This is a genomic window from uncultured Henriciella sp., from assembly GCF_964005855.1.
Taxonomy (GTDB): domain Bacteria; phylum Pseudomonadota; class Alphaproteobacteria; order Caulobacterales; family Hyphomonadaceae; genus Henriciella.
On record NZ_CAXFSW010000014.1, the window covers coordinates 1 to 18,856 of the forward strand.

Sequence of the window (18,856 nt, forward strand, 5' to 3'; positions counted from 1 at the left end):
CGATCGTGCCGATGTTTACGTGCGGCTTGTTCCGCGCAAACTTCTCTTTGGCCATAACGCGGCCTCCTCTCGCTACTGTCCGGCCCGCCGGACGGGTTTCAGGTTCCTTGTGCCAGCGGGCCTTTGATTCCCGTTGAAGCGGGCGACATACACACGCGCGCGCGTGCTTTCAAGCACCCATGACAATTCCAACGCAGGCGGACCGCTTGGCTCTTGACAGGGATGGGGCTTGGGGTCTCCCTGCGCCCAATGAGCCAGACAACCGCCTTCCACACTTTCGGCACCCCGGAGACGCTGCAGACCGATGCGGCGCACTGGATAGAGACCCGCCTCGCCGATGCCCTGGCGCGCCGGGGCGAGGCCAGCCTGATCTGTTCGGGCGGCTCCACGCCGGGGCCGGTCTATCAGCAGCTTTCCGAGCTCGATCTCGACTGGTCCCGCGTCAGTGTCGGCCTCGCCGATGAGCGCTGGGTGCCCGCCGATCACGACGCCTCGAATGAACGGCTGGTGCGTGAGACCCTGCTTCAGAACCAGGCCGCCGAGGCGAAATTCGTTTCCATGAAGACCTCTCATGCCTCGCCATTCGATGCGCAGGAAGAGGTCGATGCCCTCTACCGGCCGCTAACCTCGCCTGTCGATGTCATGGTGCTCGGCATGGGCGCCGACGGCCATACCCTGTCCTGGTTTGCCGATGCCGAGGGGATCGACACCGCCCTCGACCCGGAAAATCCGCTCAATGTCGCTGCCATCGACGCGCCGAAGACCAAGATCACAGGCGAACATACGCTGCGAATGACCCTCACCCTGCCCGTAGTGGCGCGGGCCCGCTACATCCTTCTCCTCCTCAATGGCGAGAAGAAGCGCGCCGTCTATGAGCGCCAGGACCGCTCCCATCCGGTTACGCTGATGCGCAAGGCAGCCGGCGACGCGCTCACCATCTTCTCCAGTTCCTGAAACAAGGCCTGACATGACCCTCACCGACCACGCCGAACGGCTGCGCGCCCTGCCTTTTCGGACGATACTGAGCATCCGGGCCGCGACAAAGCCGCTGTCGGCTGCCGGATGGACTGTGGACCTGTCGCGTCACTATCTCGACACGGACGCCACCGCCGCCCTCTTCGCTCTGGCTGAGAGGCATGATCTCAAGGGCGCGCTCGCCTCCCTGTTCGATGGCGAAAAGGTAAACACGTCAGAGGACCGCGCCGCCCTGCACTGGGCCCTGCGCGCCGCCCACCCCGAAACCGAAGAGGCCCAGCAGGTGCGCCAGTCCGTGCTCGCGGCTGAAACCCTTGCCCAGGAAATCGCCTGGGCCACCCGCAAGGGCGCCAGCGGGGAGCGTTTCGACACCATCGTCCATATCGGCATTGGCGGCTCCGATTTCGGCCCCCGCCTGATCGCCGACGCCTTTGAGGACAAGCGCCGCGACGATATCGACCTTCGCTACTGCGCCAATCTTGACCCGCTGGACCTCGACCTCGCCCTCAGCGGCCTCGACCCTGCGCGCACCTTCGTTGTCGGCGTTTCCAAATCTTTCGGGACAGAGGAAACGCTCTACAATCTTGGCCGGGCCCGCGACTGGGTCCGCGCTGGCGTCGGCAAGGACTGGGCAAAACACTTCGCCCTCGTCACCGCCAACCCGGCCCGCGCGACCGACTGGCTGGACGGCGCAGAAGGTCTGCTCCTCGACCTGCCCGAATCGATTGGCGGACGGTTTTCTATCTGGTCTGCGGGATCGCTCGCCTGCTCCATCGCCCTGCAAAGCGATGTCATGGAAGACTTCCGCGCCGGCGCGGAAGCCATGGACAAGCATGTCGAGAGAGCCGACATCGCAGACAATCTCGCCATCCGGCTCGCCCTGCTCGACTACTGGAACGCTTCTGTCCTTGGCTTCGGGGCGCGCGCGCTGCTCGCTTATTCCCGCCGCCTGCGACTGCTGCCGGCCTATCTCCAGCAGCTTGAGATGGAATCGAATGGCAAGAGCGTGCGCCCGGATGGGCACGCCGTCTCAGAAGCCACAGCGCCGCTCCTCTGGGGCGGTGAAGGCACCATCGGCCAGCATTCCTATCACCAGTGGCTGCATCAGAGCCCATCCATGGTACCGGCTGAATTCATAATCGCTCCGGGCGCCACCGATGAGCTGGACGGCGTCACGGGCCTGACCGCGCATGCGCTAGCCCAGGCCGAAGTCCTCGCCAATGGGCGCTCCCTTGCCGATGTGCAGGCAGACGAACCGCACCTGCCGCTCGAAATCGCTGCGCAGAAAGTTCACGCAGGCGGGCGGCCGTCGACCATCATGCACGCGCCGCGCCTGACGCCATACCGTCTCGGCAGCCTCATCGCCCTGTTCGAGCACCGCACCTACCTCGCGGGCAAGCTCTGGGGGCTCAACAGCTTCGACCAGTGGGGTGTGGAGCGCGGCAAGACGATGGCGGGCAAGCTGAAGCCGGCCCTGCGCGGTGAGCGTCAGGTAAGCGACGCCATTACCGCCAAGCTGATTGCCCAGATACGGTCCTGACGCCTGATTTTACCGGGAAAGGCCCCTCAGGTGATCTTGTCGACCTGAGAATATTCGAGGTCGACCGGCGTCGCGCGCCCGAAGATGGACACCGACACTTTCAGGCGGCCTGCCGCCTCGTCGACTTCTTCCACGCCGCCTTCAAAGCCCTGGAACGCGCCTTCATTGACGCGCACCTGCTCACCGATCTCGAAGGAGATCTGCGGACGCGGACGTTCGGCTGCCGGCTCATCAGCCGTGCCGAGGATACGGTCGACTTCACGCTGCGGGACGGGCAGCGGCTTCTTGCCGCCTTCGGCACCGAGAAAGCCTGAAACCTTCGGCGTGTCGCGCACCAGGTGATAGACATCGTCTGTCAGCTGCGCCTTCATCAGGACATAGCCCGGAAAGTAGCGCTTCTCGACGGTCTTCTTCTTGCCGCGGACAACTTCCACGACTTCCTCGGTCGGAACCTCGATCTCTTCGATCAGGTCGGAAAGGTTTTTCAGGTTCGCCTGGTCGCGAATGACTTGCGCCACCTTCTTCTCGAAGTTGGAATAGGCGTGAACGATATACCATTTGGCCTCGGCCATGGGCGGGGCACTCCTTGAAAACTGTTAGGCGCCGAGACCGGTTATCAGACCAATCAGGATGGCGATGACCTGATCGGAGAGGAACAGAAACAGGGCGACGATGATCGACATGATCACGACCATGATGGTCGCCTGCACGGTTTCCTGCGGTGACGTCCAGGTCACCTTGCGGCCTTCCGCCTCGACCTGGCGGGCGAAGGTCACAGGGTCCACGCTTTTCTTCTTGTCCTTGTCGGCCATCAATTACGTCCTGAAAGTCCGGGGATTTGTCACGGTCTCGACCGTATCGGTCAACCGCCATACTCTCCATTGCAGTGATTGTGAAGGCATGTGGGTGCAGGAAGTTCGCCGCGCAAGCAGCGAGGCCCCTCCCCGCCTGTGTCTATCGGCCCTTCCATTCGGCCACTTGAAGCCCCGCAGACGCGGTGCGGATGGCAAACAGGCTGCCGGCAAAGGGCTGCGTGTCCATCTGGAATGAGGTGAGGCCCGTTCGTGCCGTCGTGACATAGAGCGTCCTCATATCATCGCCGCCAAAACAGCAGCCCGTCGGTCGGACCGTTGGCATCGCGATCACCCGGTCGACTGCGCCGTCAGGCCTGTAGCGCACGATGCGCGCACCATCCCACTCGGCATTCCAGAGATATCCATCCCGGTCGACCGCGCTGCCATCGGGATAGCCCGCGCCCGCGCTTGTCGTGCAGAAGACACGCCGGTTGCTGAGCGCGCCGCCTTCGCCGACATCGAAGGACAGGATCTCCTGTTCGGTGGTGTCTGCCGTGTAAAAAACGTCACCAGCCGGCGAGAAACAGGCCGTGGACGGAATGATCACGGGCGGAATCTTCAGCTGCGTGATCTTCCTGCCCGTATCTATCCGGTGCCAGGTCGACCGCGCGGCCTTTTCCTCACTGTCCATCGTTGCGAACCAGAAGCTGCCATCCGGCGCGGCCCCGCCGCAGTTGATGCGCAGCGCCTTTGGATCGCCCTCGAGCCGGGCCACCTGCCGGTAATCTTCGGTCTCGATATCAAATATGCCGATTTCCAGCCCCCCGGCCATTAAGAGCTCGCCGCCCGCAATGGCGAGCGCGCTGGCCTTGATCGGCAGGTCATACCGGCGCGTATTGCCGGTCTTGGGCTTGTAGCGGTGCAGCTTCGCCCGGTTGGGATCCACCCAGAACAGCAGGCCCTCACTCGCGCTCCAGACGGGGCTCTGCCCGAGCAGGCAGCTGGTCGGGGCAACACATTGGGGATCGGTTGGCGTCATCCCTTCCCTCTAGTCGCATTCGTGGCGATTCAAAAGCCGCTGCTTTCCAAGGCGGAAGCCCTCTTCTGTGGCGGATATTCCAGACATGAAAAAAGGCGACACCGTTCTGGCATCGCCTTTTTGTCAAAAATCTGATTTGTCCTGTCTACAGGACGCTTCGGCCTCTGACTGCGCGAGCGACAAAGCTCAGCACGAGCAGTGCGAGGAAGATGAAGAAGAGGATCTGCGCGATCCCTGCGGATGCACCGGCAATACCACCAAAACCGAAGACGGCGGCGATGATCGCCAGAACGAAGAAAGTAAGTGCCCAACCGAGCATGTTGATCTCCTAATTTGTTTACCTACGGCCAAGCGCCGATGCAGGAAAAACGGAGAATAGCGCCGGTCAGTTCCGCAAATTATTTTCGGAACCCCGAAGTTTGACCAGCGTTGCATCTGGTCCGCGACTAAAAAGGATTTCAATCATGAAAAAGAACCCATTTCTGGTAGCCGGATTCAGCCTGCTCGCCCTTGCCGCCGCAGCCTGCAACACTGTTGAAGGTGCTGGCGAAGACGTCGAGGCGACCGGCGAAGCAATTGAAGACACGGCGAACGACGCAGGCGCCTGATCTTCAGCTGCCTGATCTTCAGCTCATGATAAAAATTCGATGCGCGGCCCCTTCTGGTGGCCGCGCATTTTTTTGTGCGCGTCGTTCTCGCGGTTCATCTGATTGCAGGAGGAAACAATACGCCAACCATTCCGTCCCGCTACGGACGAAAGGAGTTCAAGCGGTTTCGCTGATCTTGTTTTCGGCAGGAATGTAGGAAAGCAAATATACAGTGGGACGGATCGATACGTTTACCGCCTTGCGCTTGCCATTCCGCAGGCAGGACCAGAAGGCCACACAGCCTACTCCGATCATCGAGCAGACCACATCGAGGCGTGAGAGGCCGCCCAGACGCCTGAAGACGCTTGCGAGGTCGCCCAGCGGTCCGACCGCTGGGACATAGCTATCTGAAGAGGGGATGTCTTTCCGAACCATGTTCACCATACGCCGCCAGAAGGCGGCGGTTCCCGATCTGGAACGAAAATCATCACATGACGTTCGAATGACACAGATTTTCATTTCAGATGAAGGACATCATGGCCAAGGATCACGGTTCATCCATCAAGGATGACGAGACATATGAGGCGCTGATCGACGAGGGTTATTCGAAGTCAACGGCCGCCAGGATCGCAAACGCAAAGGCAAATTCGGACCAGAAACCATCTAAGAAGGGGGGAGAGTCCCCGCCCTATGAGGACTGGACCAAGGATGACCTTTATGACCGCGCCAGCGAACTGGACATCGAAGGGCGCTCCGACATGACGAAGGATGAGCTCATCTCAGCCCTCCGGGAGAGTCGATGAGCAACATCGCAGTCCTGATCAATCCGCGCTCCGGCAGCGTACCAGAAGACGCCGCCAGCGAGATTGAGACAGTCCTTGAGGGCCTTGGCCACACCCCGACAATTACTTTGCTGGACGGCGATGACATTGCCGGGCCCATCAAGGCGTGTCTGGAGTCATCGCCCGATCTGGTGATCGTCTGGAGCGGTGATGGCACAGTGGCCTGTACCTTTGAAAATGCAGGCCCGGACGGGCCGCCGATCCTGCCGCTCCCCGGCGGTACGATGAACCTTTTCCACAAACAGATTCATGGCGGGCCATGCGAATGGCGCGAATGCCTTGAGCGAGGCCTCTCTGACGGCGTGGAGATAGATGTGCCGGCTGGCAAAGCTGGCGACCGGACATTCTATGTCGCGGCCATGGCTGGCAATCTGACAGACCTTACAGGTCCGCGCGAAGCCATGCGCAAGGGCCACCTGATTGAAGCCATCCAGGCTCTCTCCGGTAGCGACCTGCTCGATCTGCGGACCACCATGACCTATGAGCTGGACGGCAGTGATACCGCGCCAGAGACGGGCTATGCCACGGCTGTCTCCGTATTTGTCGGGACACAGGAGGAAACCGAGCTGGAATTTGCGGTGATCGACCCCGACAACCCGATCGAGCTTGCCGCCGCCGGTTTCAGCGCCCTCTTCGATGACTGGCGCAATGCCGCCGGGGTGACGTCCGGCCATGTGCGCTCCATTACCCTCCATCATGAGCGCGGCCACGAATTGCGCGCAACGCTGGATGGGGAACCGGTTCGTCTTAAGTCGGGGACTAGGTTCACCCGTATCGCAAAAGCAGGTCGCGCGATCAGCGCGAAAGTCTGATGTCCAAAATCATCCAGATCGCCGATATTCACTTCGGCACGGAAAACCCGCGCGCGCTCGCCGCTTTCGAGGACGCGATGGACTCCATCGGGCCGGATGCCATTGCTGTCTGCGGAGACCTGACACAGCGGGGCAAGCGCGAGGAATTCGACGCCGCGCGTGAGTGGCTGGACAAGTTCGACCTGCCCCGGCTCGTCGTGGCCGGCAATCACGATACCCCGCTTCTCAACATCTATGAGCGCGTCGTCTCCCCTTTTGAGCGGCATGACCGCTATTTCGAGGATCTGAGCCAACCGGTCGTCCTGGACAACGCCCTGCTGACCGGCATCAACACCTCGCGCGGCTGGCAGACGCGTAAGAACTGGGCCGAGGGCTCAGTCAATCTGGAACAGCTGGAAGAGGCAATTTCGACCGAAAACGCGACGGAAGACAGGACCGCCTTCCTGATCTGCCACCACCCTTTCCTGTCCCCGCCCGACGCACCAATGCGCACGGCGACACGTCGCGGCAGACGGGCCAGCCGCCGCCTTGCCAAGAGCCCGTTCCGGTATCTCCTGACCGGGCATGTGCATTCCCCGTCGGTGACCGTCGTGGACCATGAGGACCATGCCTATATCGCGGTGTCCGCCGGCACACTCTCGACCCGGCTTCGCAATAATCCGGCAAGCTTCAATCTGATCGATATTTCTGGCAGGGATTGCGTGGTCACCATCTTCAACCTGCATGGCGACCGGTTCGTGCCGATGAAGCCGCACGTCCTGACACCCGACTTCGTCCGCAAGGAAACGCACGTCGAGATCGACTAGAACGTGGTCCCGGTCTTCATTTCCCGCTCAGTGGCCGGCATACGCAGCTCCACCTTGTAGCCCTTGCCAGGTTCTGAGTGAGAGCTCATCTCCGCGCGCAGCTGCTTGGCAAACGCTGTCATGAGACGCGAGCCGAGACCCGTCGAGCCTGCCGTCTTCGAATCGTCCTGCTCTTCGCCGAAGCCGTCATCGATGACGGACAGGATGATGTCGTCGCCATCTTCCTTCAGACGCACCAGGATCGTGCCGCCCTCTTCTCCGAAGGCGTATTTCATCGCGTTCGTGACGGCCTCCAGAAGGAAGAGCGCAATCGGGATGGCGTCATCGGCCGGCCGGTCGATATCGGCGATTTCCTGCTTGATGGTGACATGGATCTCATCCATGCCCAGCGCCCCGGCCAGGTGCGAAAGGAGCGCATCCAGGAAGGGCTGCATGTGAACCGTCTCCAGCCGCTCATGCTGATAGAGCGTCTGGTGAACGATCGACAGGGCATCGATGCGGTGACGGGCGGCCGAAATCACATTGCGCGCAGCCGGATCAGACACCTGACGGCGCTGCAGGTTCAGAAAGCTCGCCACGATCTGCAGATTGTTCTTCACGCGGTGATGGATTTCCTTCACCGCCGAGTCCCGCGTGGCGATGGCAGAGCGAAGCGAGCTGTCGCGTTCAGCAATCCGGTTGGCCATACGGTCAAAAGTCTGCGCGAAGGACTGGATTTCATCCGGCGCATTGTCGAACTCATTGCCGATGCGGAAATTATAATGGCCTTCCCCATAAATGAGCGCCAGACGGCGAAGGCGCGAGAGCCATTTCAGCACCAGCTTGTCGACCGCCAGCCAGGCCGCGATCAGCGCCAGCGTAAAGGAAAGCAGCGGAATCCCCACCGACTCCAGCGGCTGCAGCGTGAATTCGCTGATCATACCGGGCGAAGGCCGGGAAATGACAGCATAGATCCTGTCATCGACGATGGAGCGCACCACGACGTCCATGGCCGCTTCGCCCGGCGTCGAGAGGACAAAGAGTTCACCATCCTCATCGCCCGTCGCCCGCTCGATCCGTTCAGCATCGACGCCTGAAATCCGTGCGCTGCCGAATACGCGGCCCGCGCTGTCTGAGAGAGCAAGCTCCACATCCTCTGGCAGATTGGTGAGACGGATGGTGCGGATCAGTTCATCTGTGCGCAGCGGAAATGCCATGGCGCCGCGGAACTGTCCGTCGGGGCCTTCCACGCGCCGCATGATTGAAAACAACCAGGTCTGGCTCTGCGGCCCGAAAAACGCATCCGTGCGCACCTTGGTCTGCCCCCGGCGCAGGAGCTCAAACGCTTCGGGCTGAGCGACAGGCGTCCCCGCCTCCTGCAGGGCCGAGCATTCCGACACGCCGTCCGCATTGAAATAGACGATATTGGAAAGCTGGGGGACGCGCGGCGAGAGCGTGGCATAGACCCCGCGGCAATCGCCCCCGACGATGTCGGCCTCATAGATCTGCTGCAGCGTATCGACCGTCGAGAGAAGCTGCTCGACCTCGTCGATCGCGCGGTCGGATATCTCGATCAGCGTGTTACGCCGTTCGGCGCGGGCGTCCTGCGCGTTGAGATAGGAGCGAAACCCCGCAAAGAGCAGGATTGGAGTCAATGCGGCTGCGATCGTGATCAACAATCGCAGCCGGAGAGAGCCCCTTTTGGGTCCTGTTCTGGTTTCAGACGTCGGCGGATGATCCACTGGAGAGCTCGTCGGCCTGTTTCATGATGTCATCGAAAGCTTCGGAGGCGCGCAGCTTGCCATCCCCGGCATATCCGCCGCTGGAATTCTCGATGATTTCAGCGAGCGCCTTGCGGGCGCGGCTCACGCGGCTCTTGATCGTGCCGACCGCACATCCGCATATTTCCGCTGTTTCCTCATAGGAGAGCCCACCGGCGCCGACGAGGATCAGAGCTTCGCGCTGGTCTTCCGGCAGAACCGTCAGACCGGTGCGCAGCGCAAGAAGGTCAAGCGCAGACGAAGGATCGTCATTGGACACCAGCGTCGCCTCTGCAACTTCCGGGTCCAGCTGCTGGCGGCGCCAGCTTCGGCGTTTTTCCGAATAGAAAAGATTGCGCAGGATGGTGAAGGTCCAGGCCTTGAGATTTGTACCGCTCTGATAGCTCTCGCGCGCTTTCCACGCTTTCAGCATGGCTTCCTGCGCGAGATCGTCAGCAGCAGTGGCATTCCCGCACAGGCTGCGCGCAAAGGCACGCAGGTGCGGGATCAGCCCGGCGAGTTCTGTCTTGAACGCCTGATCGTCGAGTGTCGGCTGGGTCAATACAGTCTCTATTTCTGTTTCTTGCTGCTGTTGTCGGCCTGCTCCAGAAGGTTGAGAAACTCTTCGGGAACGGCCTCCTCTGTAACCTCGTCATAGAGGCGCCGCAGCTGGTCTCCGATTCTTTTCTGACGCAGCTTGCGGCCGCGGTCGTCGTCCGCGCCTCTTGATTGATGATCCATCGGTATGTGACTCGCTCTTTCGCTCATAAGTCCCCGGTGAGTTTGATTAAGTACGTGTAAAGCGCGTCGGAACGCAAAGTTCCACCCTCTGCAGACTTTTTTCCTGGCGGGTTGCAACTTTTGGAACGAGCACAAGTTATAGACCAAACGTAATGTGCGAGGGTTAGCATGAGTCTTGTCGAGCAATTTGGTCCACACCTGCCTTTCCTGCGGCGCTATGCGCGCGCGCTGACCGGCAGTCAGGAGAGCGGTGATTCCTATATTCGGGCGTCACTGACAGCCCTGGCCGAGGACCCAAGCCAGGTCAGCGATGAACTGCCTGCAAGACAGGCGCTGTATCGCTTCTTCCACGTAATCTGGGGCAGCACCGGCGCCCGCCTGGAACGCCCGGATGCGTCTTCCGTCACCCCCGAAACCCGCCTGCAGTCACTGGCGCCGATTGAGCGCCAGGCCTTTCTGCTGACCGCGCTGGAAGGCTTCCAGGTCAGCGAGGCGGCAACGATTCTTGGAAAGACCGTTCAACAGGTTGAAGAGCTGATCGCCAAGGCGCACAGCGACATCGAAGCCACCCTGTCGACCAAGGTTCTTATCATTGAGGATGAGCCGGTTATCGCAGCGGATCTTGAAAGCCTCGTTGAAGAGCTGGGCCATGAAGTGACCGGGAATGCGACGACCCATACAGAAGCCGTGGCCATGGCCCGCGCCAATCCGCCGGGCCTTATCCTCTGCGATATCCAGCTCGCAGACAATTCCTCCGGTATCGAAGCAGCGCATGAGATTCTCGAAGAACTCGACGTGCCGATCATCTTCATTACCGCCTTCCCGGAACGTCTGCTGACGGGTGAACGCCCGGAGCCGACCTATCTCATTCCGAAGCCGTTCCAGGAAAACACCGTCAAGGCGGCTATCGGTCAGGCGCTCTTTTTCCACCCCTCGTCAGAGTCCGTGGCCGCAGAGTAAACCCCTACCCCGCGATGAAGCTCCAGCAAGGAGATCTGAATGTCTGACTTGCTGGAGCAAGCCGTGACCCGTCTTGATCGCCTGGTCGAGGCAGACCCGGATCTCGGGGAAATCAAACGCCTTCTGTCTCTTCCTGGCGAACTGATAGAGCGCGAGCTCATGCTTCGCACAGATGAGGGAAAGACGCGTTTTGCCCGGGCATGGCGTTGCCGCTACAATGCGCTCAAGGGGCCGACAAAGGGCGGTGTGCGGTTTTCGCCCACCTCCACGGCGGATGAAGTCAATCGCCTTGGCCTTCTGATGACCCTTAAATGCGCCCTTCTCGACTTGCCGTTCGGCGGCGCCAAGGGCGCTGTGCGCATTGACGCAGGCGCTCTGTCGCGTAAGGAGCGCCGCCAGCTCGCCATCGCTTATGGCGAGCTTTTTTCCGATATCATAAGGCCGGATAATGACATCGCTGCGCCAGATGTCGCGACCACGCCCGAAGACATGGAGTATATGGTCGAGGGTCTGGAGCCGGCGCATAATAGTGGCTCGCATGGCGCGGTGACCGGCAAGCCGCTCGACAGCGGCGGTCTGAAGATCCGCCAGGGCGCTACAGGGCGCGGCGCGGTTTTCATTCTCAAACAATTACAGGACGATCTTGGTCTCGATCTGACAGATTGCCGGGTCGCCGTTCAGGGGATGGGCAAGGCGGGGCTGGAATTTGCCCGCCAGGTCTGCGCAGAAGGCGCCACACTGGTTGCGATCTCCGACAGCAAGGGCATGGTGCGCTCCGACAGCGGTCTCGATGTCGACAAGGTCGCGCGCCAGAAGAAAGACGGCGAACTGGACTATGATGACGAGTCCGATGCCCTGTTTGGGGTCGGGGCCGATATTCTCTGCCTGGCGGCCATCTCGGATGTCATTACCGAAGACAATGTAGATCAGCTCAATTGCCGGATGGTTCTGGAAATCGCCAACGCGGCAATCACTCCATCTGCCGATGCCAGGCTCGCCGAAAAAGACATCCTTGTAGGTCCGGACATCCTCTTCAATTCAGGCGGGGTCGCGGCCTCCTATCTGGAATGGCTGAGCTTCTGCAAGGGCGGGTCCGACAAGCTCGGCGATATAGAGTCCATGTGGCGGGATCGCCTGACCTCGGCGGCTGGCTCGGCCGCCGCCAGCGTGGAAGAATGTGAAGGTGACTGGCGTAAGGCCGCCCTGCTCTGTGCTCTTCGCGACCTCAACGCCATCGCCCTTGGCCAGGGACTGTTCGAAGCCTAGTCGGACGTTTTCGTTTTTCCGCTTATATCGGCGCGTGAGGTGCCGGCTGAGGCACGCCCTGTCAGTTTCCGGAACGCCTGAACCAGTCCCTTGTCTGGTTCAGCCAGTCTGATCTTTCCAAAAGCCCCCTTGAGGCGCGATGCACGTTTGCTGACCTCACCCATGGTCTAGAATCCTTCAGCGTCCAGCTTGTTGATAGCATCTACCAGCGCCTTTTCCAGGACCTGCGGTGGGCGTCCAGACATGACGGCAGCCTCGCGCGGTGTCATCTCTTCCACCAGAAGCAGGGAGATCGAGAGGCGTTCGACATAGGTGAGATTGTGGACACCGCTCGCCAGGTTTCCATCCTTTTCCATGGGCCGTCCAAGCAGGACAAGTTTGCCACGTCTGTGCACCGCATTGTCAAAGGCGTCGAAGCCCAGCCTGAAAATGTCGCTTTCACTTGCTCCGTCCGGTGGACCAAACGCTTCCGCAGCCATGTTAAAAGCGTCCCGCAGAATGGCATCTGCGGTCTTCTGGTTGCCAATGAGAACGAGCCCCATCCGCCGCAGTCTCTGCAGCAAGGACACATGTCCCGGGTCCGATATCGATGTGGTTTGCACTTTTGTTTCCGGCCTAAGCTTCCGAAAACTTAGCCCCCTCTTCGGAGCCCCGCATTAATCTGCATTAACACCGCTGGATATTTCCTGAATACCATTCTTGCCGTCCTTGCGCAGAAGGTTCAGCTTCTTCAGGTGCAGATAATCCATGTCGAAAAGCGACAGGCGCGCAAGCCGCTCGCGGTCGACAATGGTGATCTCTCCGCCCCTGCCCTCGGAGATCAGACCCGACCGGCGCATTGCCGACATGGTGCGCGAAACATGGACAGGTGTCAGTCCCAGCGCATCCGCAATATCGGCCCGCGTCAGCGGAACCGTGAGCTTTTCGACCTCCAGTCCCGTCGCACCGATATAGCGCCGGTGAAGCTCCAGCAGAAGGTGACCTATCCGCTCGCGCGCCGAGCGCCGCCCGATCCGCACAATCTGCTCGCGCAGGATGGATTCTTCCTGAACGGCCGACCACCAGAAGGCTGAGGCCAGCCGCGACGAATCCTTGAGCATGTCGACAAAAATCCCCGAAGGAATCACAGAGACGTTGCAATGCGTAATCGCGGTGACGGAGTGATCAGCCTTGAGATCGGCAAGTGACTGCAGATCAAAAACATCGCCAGGCAGCATGAAGTTGACGATCTGCCGGCGGCCGTCCTCCAGAAGCCGGTACCGGATCGCCCAGCCCTCATTCAGAATGAAGACACGGCGTGTCTCGTCACCGGCCGTGATCAGTTCATCGCCGGGCAGATAGACCTGCTCCTGGCGTTCCAGCTCATCGAAGATTATCCACGCCTCGTCATGGATGCTGACATATTGTCCAAGCCGTCTCTTGAAGACACTCATCTGTCCTGTGCACCCCCGTGCCGCAAAATCCCTCGGGAAAGCCCGGATGCCGATATTCCACCAGGATGAGGAACGATTGCAAGCCGCTGGCGTTCTTGAACTGTATTAGAATTCACGCTGGGAGTTATCAATGGCTACAAGAACTTCAACGAAAACAAATGGCACAACAGAAACCGCAGCAAAAGCAGCCGCATCCGATTACGACTCCCTCAAGGAGGACATCGCGCAGCTCCGCAACGATCTCCAGTCTCTTGCCACAAATTCTGGCAAGTACATCAAGGAGCGCTCCAGCCAGGAGTATGACCGCGGTGTCGAGCAGTCGAAAAAGTATGCGACAAAAGCTCGTGCGGAAGCTGATAATGCGCGCGATTACCTCGAAACCAAGGTCCGCGAGAACCCGCTCGCCTCGATAGGGATCGCATTCGGGACGGGTGTCCTTCTCGCTGCCCTGAAGCGTAAATAAGTCCTTCCTGTAATGGACATCGCAAAACTCAGAATAATCGCTGGCGCTGGCGCGGTCTTTTTTGGCTTCGCCGGCGTCACCACGTTGACCATCGCTGCCGTGATCGCCCTCATTCCCGTTATCGGGCTTCTATGGGCGACCGTCTGCGTGGCGAGCCTTTTTCTGTTCGTCGCCTGCATCTGCACGCTGGTTTTTCTCAAGCCGGGAAAATCGACGGAAGAGGAGCTGGACCAGTTCGAAAGCGCCACAGCCGACATGCTGGCGGAACTCCCTTTCGACATGATCCAGTCCCTTGTTGAGAAGCGCCCGCTTGCGGCAGCATCGATTGCACTGGCCGCTGGTTATTTCGTTGTATCGAACCCGGCACAGGCATCGAAAGGCTTGCAAAAGCTGATCGATGAATTGATCTAACGGGCCAATGGCCCGCTTTTTTCCGCATTCGACACGCCGGACAATCGCCGGAAGGGCCGCCCCATGTTGAGGACGGCCTTTCTTGTTGTGTCCGCACTGACGACCGGGGTCTCCCTCGGGCGCAAGGCGATCACGAGTGCCGTAAATCGCCGGAAACAGAAGATCATTCATCAGGCCGCGATCGATGCGCGCGAGCGTATTCGCGGCCACGCCGATGAGTATCTGCGCGCAAGCCTTACCGGCTTCGTCCAGTCGGTCTTCATCAAGGCCCTGCTTCTGATCCTGGTCTGGCTTGGTTTCCGTGTGGGACTCTATCCGCACAAGGTGCTGTCCGTCATCACCGTTCCCCTGCTGGCCAGCTTCATCCTGCGCGACATGATCGTAACCTTTCCCACCGCGAAGCTGGTTTTCACCAAACTGCGCGAATATGGCTGGCGCCCCCGCAAGGCCGTCGGTGAAACCGTCGCCGCCCTCGTCTTCGAACAGGTCCTCGCCGAAGCCGAAGCGTTCGAGACCGGCCGCACCACCCGCATCATCCTGTCGCTTTCGGGCCACAAGATGGATGACATGACGCGGGAGATCGCAGAGGAAGTCTCTGCCATTGCCCGCCAGACAAGCTGGCACGACCTGCGCCCCTTCGTCCTGGCAGCGGTGGCAAAATTCGCCGTTCTTTCAGGCCTGTACTCGGTATTTGTCTTCATCCTGGTCCGGACCGCCTGAGACAGCGAATCAGCCGGGCCGGACAAAGAGTGGAGACTTGGTTAAACGGCGCACAAATGGCGGAACCGGCCTCGCGAACCGGCGTTCTTTCTTCAACGTCAATTCAACCTTGTCTGACCGATGACCGCTCGTATCTTTCTGTCCGCTTCGCTTGCCGCCGCCGCCGCCGCGATTTTCGCTGCGCCAGCTTCGGCCGGTGAGCTGCACCTGACCGCCACGCAGATCGAGCAGGCCGGCGAAGCCTGCCGCGCGGGCACACCGCTCATCCCGGTCCGCAGCGATTTTGGCACAGAGACGGGCCAGTACGCCCTCCCTCTCTTTTCCGAGCGGTCCGGCCAGCCAAATTCAGCCATCATTCTCGACAGCGATACGCTTGAGACTCTGCCCGAATGCCAGGCGCAGCTGACCGGCTCCGTGCTGGGCGCGGAGCCTGCGCAGACCACCGCCATTTCCTGAATATAGACCGGAGACTTGGTGCGGGCGGCCGGGCTTGAACCGGCAAGGCCATACGGCCGAGGGATTTTAAGTCCCTTGCGTTTACCAATTTCGCCACGCCCGCACTGTCGGGAGAGCTGCCCGGCAGCCCTGCCCCTGAACGACCGGCCTAGTCTGCCACGCGCTCGAAAATTGCCGCAAGCCCCTGCCCGCCGCCGATACACATCGTCTCCAGGCCATAGCGCGCTTCGCGGCGTTCCATCTCATACAGCATCGTCGTCAGGATCCGAACGCCCGTCGCGCCCACAGGGTGGCCAAGCGAGATGCCAGAGCCATTCGGGTTCAGCCGCTCATAATCCTCATCCTTGAAGCCAAGCGCCTTGGTGCAGGCGAGCACCTGCGAGGCGAACGCCTCATTGAGCTCGATGACATCAATGTCGGAGAGTTTAAGGCCCGCACGGTCCATCGCCTTCTGGCTCGACGGCACCGGGCCAATGCCCATGACTTCCGGGCCGACACCGGCCACCGACCAGGACACAAGCCGCGCCAGCGGCTTCAGGCCGTATTTCTCGGCCGCCTCGCGCGTACAGACGATACAGGCCGCGGCGCCATCATTCTGGCCCGAGGCATTGCCCGCCGTGACCGTCGCACCCGGGTCAACCTTGCCGCGAAGGGCGCGCAGCGTGGACAGCTTCTCCACAGAGGAGTCCGGGCGCACATGTTCATCGCTCTCGACGACCGTGTCGCCCTTGCGGCCCTTCACAGTATAGGGAACGATTTCATTGGCGAACTTGCCGGATTTCTGCGCGGCCGCCGCCTTCATGTGCGAATTATAGGCAAACTCGTCCTGCGCCTCGCGCGAGATGTCATAGTCGCGCCGCAGATTCTCCGCCGTCTCGATCATGCCGCCCTCGACCGGATGATACTTGCCGCCGGCCGTATAGCGCCCGCGCGTGAGGCCGTCATGCAGCATCAGGCCGTCGCCCTTGATCTGCCAGCGCATATGGGTGGAGAAGAAGGGCGCGTTCGACATGCTTTCCGCGCCACCCGCAATCATCACATCGCTGGCGCCTGTCGCAATCTGCATAATGGCGTAGATCACGCCCTGCAGGCCGGAGCCGCAGCGGCGGTCGATCTGGATGCCGCCCGTGCCCGTGGTCAGACCTGCATCCAGCGCCACCACGCGGCCAAGCGCCGGGGCTTCCATGGACGGATAGCATTGCGCGAAAACGCAGTCCTCGACCGCTTCGGCCGGCACGCCGGTCCGCTTCATCAGCTCCGCGACAATGAAGGACGCCATGTCATGGGCCTGCTCTGATTTCAGGCTCCCACCAAAGCCGCCCACAGGCAGGCGCAGCGGCGAACAGATAACGACGTCTCTCATTTTTGATTCCTCCCGGGATTTAGAGTGCCATACAGCCAATCTGGCGGCGGCATGCAACCCGGGATCGCTTAATTGAGGTGCGCTGGATCAGCCCATCACGCGAAGACGCTCGCCGCTCACCTCGATACGGTCACTCTCTATCTGAACGAGATTTGGCGCGCCCTGGGACAGCGTTCTCACCCACACCGCCTCGATTTCGCCATTCGCGCCAGCCTGGACCACGGCCACAGATCCAAGCTCCAGGCCGGACATGGTCTCAACCCGCATACCCGCGCGGGGCCGCGAAGTCTCAGACTGTCCGCGGGTGGCGCTTGCCCCGCCCGTATAGCTCGCCCGGCGCAAATCGTCATTGAGCACATATTGCTCAGCGGCAAAGACAGGTTCGCCCGGCTGGGCGACCGGCCCGCCAAGCAGTTCGTCGGACGCCCGGTAAGCCTGCTGCAGATAGTCGCCGCCACGCGCCCGGTCGGCCGTGCTCCAGCTGCTGACTTCATAGTCGCTGGAATAGCTTCCATTGGCGACATAGGTGCCAGCTGACTGGGCGGCTGCGGTCAGCACACAAAGGCTGGCAGCACTGGCGAGGATGGAAAGACGGGCGATGCGGCGTGTACTGTCTGGCATGGCCGATCAACACCGGCCAGCGCCATCCGGTTCCCGCCTATTCCTCGTCCTCTGCAATGGCGAGGTCACCCTCGGTGATCGGGACCGGCAGACCATTGTCGATCAGCGTCTCGCGGTCGTCAGCGTTAACGGCATCGCGCAGTTTCTGCTGGCGTTGCCGCAGGCGCTCCATCGCCTCGCGGTCACGGTCGACATCGGCGCGCAGATCGTCCAGCGCCGTGCGCGGGCCGAAGCGGCCTTCAGAGGTGAAGGAGGAGTCGATCTCATCGCTATAGGCGCCGGTCGCCCCGTTTTCATTACTCGTAGCAATCTGGGCACCTGCCGGAACAGCAAGTGCGAAGGGCGCCAGGCAGGCGAGCACGAAACGATGGGACATTGGATTCTCCAGGACAGGTGTGTCCTTCCAAATTGGAGTGTCTTTCACAGTTTCCAAGATGCCGCCTGCCAATCTGCGCCGGCCTTGTCCTAGCTGTTCTGGCCGCGTCCGCGCTCGGTCACCGCCTTGCGGGCCTGCTCGACACTGTCGGCGGTCACGCTCTGGGCATGTTCGGCAGAGCGTTTGACTTCCATCTTCATCGCATCGCCAAACGTCGTGGCAAACCCGTCATCGATCAGCGCCTTGTACTTGCGCAGAAGGACCGGGTCGCAGCTTGCCATGTCATGGGCCATCTTCACCGCCGCCGGCACCAGCTCATCGGCCTTGTAGACCCGGTTGACCAGCCCCCAGCGTTCCGCCGTGTCGGCGTCGAGGAAGTTGCCGGTGAAAGACAGTTCCTTGGCCCGGCTGGTGCCGATCATACGCGGCAGTTTCTGGCTGAGGCCCCAGCCCGGCACGATACCGACGCGCGCATGCGTATCGGCAAATTTTGCATTCTCCGACGCCAGCAGCACATCGCACATCAGCGCCAGTTCGAACCCGCCAGTGATGGCAAAGCCATTGATCGCGCCGATGATCGGCCACGGAAACGCGGCGAGGCCCTTGGCAAGATCGATGTCGCCGCCATCGGCGCCAAGCGCGAAACCGGTCTGACCGGCCTCCTTGAGGTCGATGCCAGCGGTGAACGCCCGTCCCTCGCCTGTCAGGACCGCCGCCCGCACGCTGTCATCCTTCGACAGCTCTGTGAACGCCTTGACGATCTCGCTGCGCATCGCGCGGCTTAGCGCGTTCAGCGCGTCGGGGCGGTTCAGCGTGACAATGGCTACGGGGCCGTCTTTTTCGACGCGGACGATATTCTCGGACATCTGGAATTCCTCTCCATGGCGTTTGTTCTGTTTCGCGGCTAGGACT

General features: G+C 60.9%; 26 protein-coding genes and 1 tRNA gene. 12 read left to right on the top strand and 15 right to left on the bottom strand.

Translation table 11 applies throughout. The features are described 5' to 3' along the window. Positions 1-249 precede the first annotated feature (249 nt). Both pgl and pgi read left to right on the top strand, forming a co-directional pair. Positions 250-954 carry a 6-phosphogluconolactonase gene (gene pgl / locus ABNU55_RS12420; RefSeq protein ID WP_290754706.1) on the top strand — a complete coding sequence of 235 codons (705 nt, stop codon included), beginning with the start codon at positions 250-252 and terminating at the stop codon, positions 952-954. Between the two features lie 13 nt (positions 955-967). Further along, the gene (gene pgi / locus ABNU55_RS12425) at positions 968-2,515 is read left to right on the top strand and encodes a glucose-6-phosphate isomerase (RefSeq protein WP_290754704.1); all 1,548 of its coding nucleotides are present in this window, start codon (positions 968-970) and stop codon (positions 2,513-2,515) included. A gap of 26 nt (positions 2,516-2,541) precedes the next feature. On the opposite strand, the gene nusG is transcribed toward pgi, so the two are convergent. The 4 genes from nusG to ABNU55_RS12445 form a co-directional block, all read right to left on the bottom strand. Then, positions 2,542-3,087: a transcription termination/antitermination protein NusG gene (gene nusG, locus ABNU55_RS12430; protein WP_290754701.1), complete on the bottom strand. Its 546-nt coding sequence runs from the start codon at positions 3,085-3,087 to the stop codon at positions 2,542-2,544. A 24-nt stretch (positions 3,088-3,111) separates the two neighbouring features. After that, positions 3,112-3,327, bottom strand: coding sequence for a preprotein translocase subunit SecE (secE, locus tag ABNU55_RS12435; RefSeq protein ID WP_119377900.1), 216 nt, complete (start codon positions 3,325-3,327; stop codon positions 3,112-3,114). Positions 3,328-3,469: 142 nt separating this feature from the next. Next, positions 3,470-4,348 (bottom strand): SMP-30/gluconolactonase/LRE family protein, encoded by an 879-nt coding sequence (locus tag ABNU55_RS12440; RefSeq protein WP_290754698.1) that lies wholly within the window; start codon positions 4,346-4,348, stop codon positions 3,470-3,472. A gap of 145 nt (positions 4,349-4,493) precedes the next feature. Next, complete coding sequence (locus ABNU55_RS12445) at positions 4,494-4,667, bottom strand: DUF1328 domain-containing protein (RefSeq protein WP_018146859.1); 174 nt, start codon at positions 4,665-4,667, stop codon at positions 4,494-4,496. A gap of 145 nt (positions 4,668-4,812) precedes the next feature. Between ABNU55_RS12445 and ABNU55_RS12450 the strand changes: the two genes are divergently transcribed. After that, positions 4,813-4,956: an entericidin A/B family lipoprotein gene (locus ABNU55_RS12450; RefSeq protein ID WP_290754695.1), complete on the top strand. Its 144-nt coding sequence runs from the start codon at positions 4,813-4,815 to the stop codon at positions 4,954-4,956. Between the two features lie 156 nt (positions 4,957-5,112). Here the strand turns inward: ABNU55_RS12450 and ABNU55_RS12455 are convergent, their stop codons facing one another. Continuing rightward, positions 5,113-5,370: a hypothetical protein gene (locus ABNU55_RS12455; protein ID WP_290754693.1), complete on the bottom strand. Its 258-nt coding sequence runs from the start codon at positions 5,368-5,370 to the stop codon at positions 5,113-5,115. Between the two features lie 101 nt (positions 5,371-5,471). On the opposite strand from ABNU55_RS12455, the gene ABNU55_RS12460 reads away from it, so the two are divergent. From ABNU55_RS12460 to ABNU55_RS12470, 3 genes are read left to right on the top strand one after another with little or no spacing between them, the layout of a single operon-like run. Then, positions 5,472-5,738 carry a Rho termination factor N-terminal domain-containing protein gene (locus ABNU55_RS12460; protein ID WP_290754691.1) on the top strand — a complete coding sequence of 89 codons (267 nt, stop codon included), beginning with the start codon at positions 5,472-5,474 and terminating at the stop codon, positions 5,736-5,738. Then, positions 5,735-6,589, top strand: coding sequence for a diacylglycerol kinase family protein (locus ABNU55_RS12465; protein ID WP_290754689.1), 855 nt, complete (start codon positions 5,735-5,737; stop codon positions 6,587-6,589). The genes ABNU55_RS12460 and ABNU55_RS12465 overlap by 4 nt, the downstream gene beginning before the upstream one ends. Beyond that, complete coding sequence (locus ABNU55_RS12470; protein WP_290754687.1) at positions 6,589-7,395, top strand: metallophosphoesterase; 807 nt, start codon at positions 6,589-6,591, stop codon at positions 7,393-7,395. Before ABNU55_RS12465 ends, ABNU55_RS12470 begins: the two co-directional genes overlap by 1 nt. Here ABNU55_RS12470 and ABNU55_RS12475 read toward each other — a convergent pair. From ABNU55_RS12475 to ABNU55_RS12485, 3 genes are read right to left on the bottom strand one after another with little or no spacing between them, the layout of a single operon-like run. After that, positions 7,392-9,050 carry a sensor histidine kinase gene (locus ABNU55_RS12475; protein WP_290754685.1) on the bottom strand — a complete coding sequence of 553 codons (1,659 nt, stop codon included), beginning with the start codon at positions 9,048-9,050 and terminating at the stop codon, positions 7,392-7,394. The two genes, ABNU55_RS12470 and ABNU55_RS12475, sit on opposite strands and share 4 nt — an antisense overlap. A 43-nt stretch (positions 9,051-9,093) precedes the next feature. Beyond that, complete coding sequence (locus ABNU55_RS12480) at positions 9,094-9,696, bottom strand: sigma-70 family RNA polymerase sigma factor (RefSeq protein ID WP_290754683.1); 603 nt, start codon at positions 9,694-9,696, stop codon at positions 9,094-9,096. An 8-nt stretch (positions 9,697-9,704) separates the two neighbouring features. Next, positions 9,705-9,875, bottom strand: coding sequence for a NepR family anti-sigma factor (locus tag ABNU55_RS12485; RefSeq protein ID WP_290754681.1), 171 nt, complete (start codon positions 9,873-9,875; stop codon positions 9,705-9,707). Positions 9,876-10,043: 168 nt separating this feature from the next. Between ABNU55_RS12485 and ABNU55_RS12490 the strand changes: the two genes are divergently transcribed. Both ABNU55_RS12490 and ABNU55_RS12495 read left to right on the top strand, forming a co-directional pair. After that, a complete protein-coding gene (locus ABNU55_RS12490; protein ID WP_290754679.1) occupies positions 10,044-10,835 on the top strand; it encodes a response regulator in 792 nt (263 codons plus the stop codon). Positions 10,836-10,874: 39 nt separating this feature from the next. Further along, entirely contained in the window at positions 10,875-12,101 is a 1,227-nt protein-coding gene (locus ABNU55_RS12495) for a Glu/Leu/Phe/Val dehydrogenase (RefSeq protein WP_290758364.1), read from the top strand. Positions 12,102-12,268: 167 nt separating this feature from the next. On the opposite strand, the gene ABNU55_RS12500 is transcribed toward ABNU55_RS12495, so the two are convergent. Both ABNU55_RS12500 and ABNU55_RS12505 read right to left on the bottom strand, forming a co-directional pair. Continuing rightward, positions 12,269-12,664: a hypothetical protein gene (locus tag ABNU55_RS12500; protein ID WP_290753744.1), complete on the bottom strand. Its 396-nt coding sequence runs from the start codon at positions 12,662-12,664 to the stop codon at positions 12,269-12,271. Between the two features lie 93 nt (positions 12,665-12,757). Beyond that, entirely contained in the window at positions 12,758-13,534 is a 777-nt protein-coding gene (locus ABNU55_RS12505; protein WP_290753747.1) for a Crp/Fnr family transcriptional regulator, read from the bottom strand. Between the two features lie 130 nt (positions 13,535-13,664). Here ABNU55_RS12505 and ABNU55_RS12510 point away from each other — a divergent pair, with 130 nt between their 5' ends. The 4 genes from ABNU55_RS12510 (at position 13,665) to ABNU55_RS12525 (ending at position 15,584) form a co-directional block, all read left to right on the top strand. Beyond that, positions 13,665-13,997 (top strand): hypothetical protein, encoded by a 333-nt coding sequence (locus ABNU55_RS12510; protein ID WP_290753749.1) that lies wholly within the window; start codon positions 13,665-13,667, stop codon positions 13,995-13,997. Between the two features lie 12 nt (positions 13,998-14,009). Next, complete coding sequence (locus ABNU55_RS12515) at positions 14,010-14,408, top strand: hypothetical protein (protein ID WP_290753752.1); 399 nt, start codon at positions 14,010-14,012, stop codon at positions 14,406-14,408. A gap of 63 nt (positions 14,409-14,471) precedes the next feature. Continuing rightward, positions 14,472-15,128 (top strand): hypothetical protein, encoded by a 657-nt coding sequence (locus ABNU55_RS12520; RefSeq protein ID WP_290753755.1) that lies wholly within the window; start codon positions 14,472-14,474, stop codon positions 15,126-15,128. Between the two features lie 120 nt (positions 15,129-15,248). Then, complete coding sequence (locus ABNU55_RS12525; RefSeq protein WP_290753758.1) at positions 15,249-15,584, top strand: hypothetical protein; 336 nt, start codon at positions 15,249-15,251, stop codon at positions 15,582-15,584. Positions 15,585-15,600: 16 nt separating this feature from the next. On the opposite strand, the gene ABNU55_RS12530 is transcribed toward ABNU55_RS12525, so the two are convergent. The 5 genes from ABNU55_RS12530 to ABNU55_RS12550 form a co-directional block, all read right to left on the bottom strand. Then, positions 15,601-15,687 (bottom strand) — tRNA-Leu (locus tag ABNU55_RS12530). Positions 15,688-15,732: 45 nt separating this feature from the next. Continuing rightward, a complete protein-coding gene (locus ABNU55_RS12535; protein ID WP_290753761.1) occupies positions 15,733-16,947 on the bottom strand; it encodes an acetyl-CoA C-acetyltransferase in 1,215 nt (404 codons plus the stop codon). Positions 16,948-17,034: 87 nt separating this feature from the next. Continuing rightward, on the bottom strand, positions 17,035-17,568 hold the full coding sequence (locus tag ABNU55_RS12540; protein ID WP_290753765.1) for a hypothetical protein: 534 nt from the start codon (positions 17,566-17,568) through the stop codon (positions 17,035-17,037). A gap of 37 nt (positions 17,569-17,605) precedes the next feature. Further along, on the bottom strand, positions 17,606-17,944 hold the full coding sequence (locus tag ABNU55_RS12545; RefSeq protein ID WP_290753768.1) for a hypothetical protein: 339 nt from the start codon (positions 17,942-17,944) through the stop codon (positions 17,606-17,608). An 89-nt stretch (positions 17,945-18,033) separates the two neighbouring features. Further along, positions 18,034-18,810 carry an enoyl-CoA hydratase gene (locus ABNU55_RS12550; RefSeq protein ID WP_290753771.1) on the bottom strand — a complete coding sequence of 259 codons (777 nt, stop codon included), beginning with the start codon at positions 18,808-18,810 and terminating at the stop codon, positions 18,034-18,036. Between the last annotated feature and the right edge of the window lie 46 nt (positions 18,811-18,856).

Excerpts from the sequence above, each read along its gene's own strand:
- ABNU55_RS12495 (WP_290758364.1), top strand. The coding sequence starts at position 10,875 with ATGTCTGACTTGCTGGAGCAAGCCGTGACCCGTCTTGATCGCCTGGTC.
- ABNU55_RS12520 (WP_290753755.1), top strand. The coding sequence starts at position 14,472 with ATGTTGAGGACGGCCTTTCTTGTTGTGTCCGCACTGACGACCGGGGTC.
- pgl (WP_290754706.1), top strand. The coding sequence starts at position 250 with ATGAGCCAGACAACCGCCTTCCACACTTTCGGCACCCCGGAGACGCTG.
- ABNU55_RS12485 (WP_290754681.1), bottom strand. The coding sequence starts at position 9,875 with ATGGATCATCAATCAAGAGGCGCGGACGACGACCGCGGCCGCAAGCTG.
- ABNU55_RS12490 (WP_290754679.1), top strand. The coding sequence starts at position 10,044 with ATGAGTCTTGTCGAGCAATTTGGTCCACACCTGCCTTTCCTGCGGCGC.
- ABNU55_RS12465 (WP_290754689.1), top strand. The coding sequence starts at position 5,735 with ATGAGCAACATCGCAGTCCTGATCAATCCGCGCTCCGGCAGCGTACCA.
- ABNU55_RS12470 (WP_290754687.1), top strand. The coding sequence starts at position 6,589 with ATGTCCAAAATCATCCAGATCGCCGATATTCACTTCGGCACGGAAAAC.
- pgi (WP_290754704.1), top strand. The coding sequence starts at position 968 with ATGACCCTCACCGACCACGCCGAACGGCTGCGCGCCCTGCCTTTTCGG.
- ABNU55_RS12515 (WP_290753752.1), top strand. The coding sequence starts at position 14,010 with ATGGACATCGCAAAACTCAGAATAATCGCTGGCGCTGGCGCGGTCTTT.
- ABNU55_RS12550 (WP_290753771.1), bottom strand. The coding sequence starts at position 18,810 with ATGTCCGAGAATATCGTCCGCGTCGAAAAAGACGGCCCCGTAGCCATT.
- ABNU55_RS12440 (WP_290754698.1), bottom strand. The coding sequence starts at position 4,348 with ATGACGCCAACCGATCCCCAATGTGTTGCCCCGACCAGCTGCCTGCTC.
- ABNU55_RS12445 (WP_018146859.1), bottom strand. The coding sequence starts at position 4,667 with ATGCTCGGTTGGGCACTTACTTTCTTCGTTCTGGCGATCATCGCCGCC.
- secE (WP_119377900.1), bottom strand. The coding sequence starts at position 3,327 with ATGGCCGACAAGGACAAGAAGAAAAGCGTGGACCCTGTGACCTTCGCC.
- ABNU55_RS12460 (WP_290754691.1), top strand. The coding sequence starts at position 5,472 with ATGGCCAAGGATCACGGTTCATCCATCAAGGATGACGAGACATATGAG.
- ABNU55_RS12545 (WP_290753768.1), bottom strand. The coding sequence starts at position 17,944 with ATGTCCCATCGTTTCGTGCTCGCCTGCCTGGCGCCCTTCGCACTTGCT.
- ABNU55_RS12540 (WP_290753765.1), bottom strand. The coding sequence starts at position 17,568 with ATGCCAGACAGTACACGCCGCATCGCCCGTCTTTCCATCCTCGCCAGT.
- ABNU55_RS12450 (WP_290754695.1), top strand. The coding sequence starts at position 4,813 with ATGAAAAAGAACCCATTTCTGGTAGCCGGATTCAGCCTGCTCGCCCTT.
- ABNU55_RS12510 (WP_290753749.1), top strand. The coding sequence starts at position 13,665 with ATGGCTACAAGAACTTCAACGAAAACAAATGGCACAACAGAAACCGCA.
- ABNU55_RS12535 (WP_290753761.1), bottom strand. The coding sequence starts at position 16,947 with ATGAGAGACGTCGTTATCTGTTCGCCGCTGCGCCTGCCTGTGGGCGGC.
- nusG (WP_290754701.1), bottom strand. The coding sequence starts at position 3,087 with ATGGCCGAGGCCAAATGGTATATCGTTCACGCCTATTCCAACTTCGAG.
- ABNU55_RS12455 (WP_290754693.1), bottom strand. The coding sequence starts at position 5,370 with ATGGTTCGGAAAGACATCCCCTCTTCAGATAGCTATGTCCCAGCGGTC.
- ABNU55_RS12525 (WP_290753758.1), top strand. The coding sequence starts at position 15,249 with ATGACCGCTCGTATCTTTCTGTCCGCTTCGCTTGCCGCCGCCGCCGCC.
- ABNU55_RS12505 (WP_290753747.1), bottom strand. The coding sequence starts at position 13,534 with ATGAGTGTCTTCAAGAGACGGCTTGGACAATATGTCAGCATCCATGAC.